The sequence below is a fragment of the Collinsella sp. AF28-5AC genome (assembly GCF_003457875.1).
In the GTDB taxonomy this organism is placed as follows: Bacteria; Actinomycetota; Coriobacteriia; order Coriobacteriales; family Coriobacteriaceae; genus Collinsella.
In genome coordinates, this window is sequence record NZ_QRTA01000015.1 from 1 (window position 1) to 1587 (window position 1587).

Annotated in this window: 1 protein-coding gene; it reads left to right on the forward strand. The window is 71.9% G+C overall.

Translation table 11 applies throughout. The features are described from left to right. Nucleotides 1–133 precede the first annotated feature (133 nt). Nucleotides 134–1327: an IS110 family transposase gene (locus DWZ01_RS08800; protein ID WP_117848679.1), complete on the forward strand. Its 1194-nt coding sequence runs from the start codon at nt 134–136 to the stop codon at nt 1325–1327. The last annotated feature ends 260 nt before the right edge of the window (nt 1328–1587 follow it).

The window sequence follows — 1587 nt, forward strand, 5'->3', positions numbered from 1 at the left end:
GTCAGACACTATGACCCAATCCAGGGGCACGGAAACGACAGGAGCCCCCGCTCGTGACCGCGGGTCGGGGCTGCGACAATGTTGTTGAAGTGCCAGAGGCGCAGCCGCGCCGCAACGAGGTTGGGAGGCTCCCGTGCCTAGATATTCTACCGCCTTCGGAATGGACGTACACCTCAGGTCCACCACCGTCTGCGCGCTCGACGCGGAGACGGGCGAGGCCGTGACGAGGAGATTCCGCGGCAACCCCTGGGGCGAGGTCGCGGAGTGGATGTCGGGCTTCCCCGGCCCGTCGCTCGCCGCCTACGAGAGCGGCTACCTCGGCTTCGCCCCGCAGAGGGAGCTCTCCGGGCTCGGCGTCGACTGCGTCGTCGCGGCCGTCTCCAGGGTCCCGAGGTCGGCGGCAGACTTCTCGTCCAAGAACGACCGCAACGACGCGGCCAGGATGGCCAAGGCGATACTGTCGCACGATATCTCCCCGGTATGGGTGCCGTCCCCCGAGATCGAGGGGCTCAGGGACCTCGCCGGGGCCCACGACGCGGCGACCGCGAGGCTCGCGGCGGCGAAGCAGCGGCTCCTGGCGTTCCTGGCCCGCCGTGGCTACGCCTACGGCGGCACGACGCCGGCCGGAAACCCCCGGAGGTACTGGACGTACGACTTCCTCAGGTGGCTCGACAAGGTCCGGCCCGCCGACGACGGCGGCATCCGGGCGCTTGCGGCGCTGAGGAGCGAGGTCGAGGCGGCCGCCGAGACGCGCGACGACCTCCTCGCCGAGTACAGGGCCGCCGTCGCGGCGGGGCCCCCCCCCGCGGGGGGGGGGGGACCGCGCGACGCCCTCCTCGCCGAGTACAGGGCCGCCGTCGCGGCGGGCCCCCTCTCGGCGGAGGTCGAGGCGCTCCAGTCGATCAAGGGGTGCGGGTTCGCGCTCGCCGCCGCCTTCGCGTCCGAGGTCGGCGACTTCTCGAGGTTCCGCTCCGGCAGGCAGGTGACGTCCTACTTCGGCCTCGCCCCGAAGCAGAGGTCGAGCGCGGACTCCGTGCGCCTCGGCGGGATCAGCGGGGCCGGCAACGCGCTCGTCAGGAGGCTGGCAGTCGAGGGGTCCTGGAGCTACGTCCAGGCGAGCCACCAACCGAAGCTGATGCCCAAGGGCAGCGGCGTCCCGCTCGAGGTGAGGATGCACGGGAGGAAGGGTTCCGAGCGCCTGCTCCGGCGCCGCGAGGAGATGCTCGCCAGGGGCATGCCCCAGGCGAAGGCGAACGCCGCCACCGCCGCCGAGCTCGTGAGGTGGCTGTGGGCCCTCGGCGCGATGTGCCGGGAGGCAACCGAATAGACATAGCCCCCGTCCCGGCGAGCCGGGCAGCCTTCGGGGATACCCCCGCTTTCGCTGGGCGCGCGGCAGCGGCCGCATGCGCGTAGTCAGACTTGGGGAGCCCCGCCGAAGGAATGGAGTGCGGGCCGACAGAACGGTATCCGCGGATATGAGACTGAGCCGAAGGCGTCGACGACATGCCGGGGGCGGACCGGGACGGGTTCAACGGCAGGCCCCGCCGACCGATTGCAAGCGGTCGGCGGGGCCATTGTGGCTCTTGA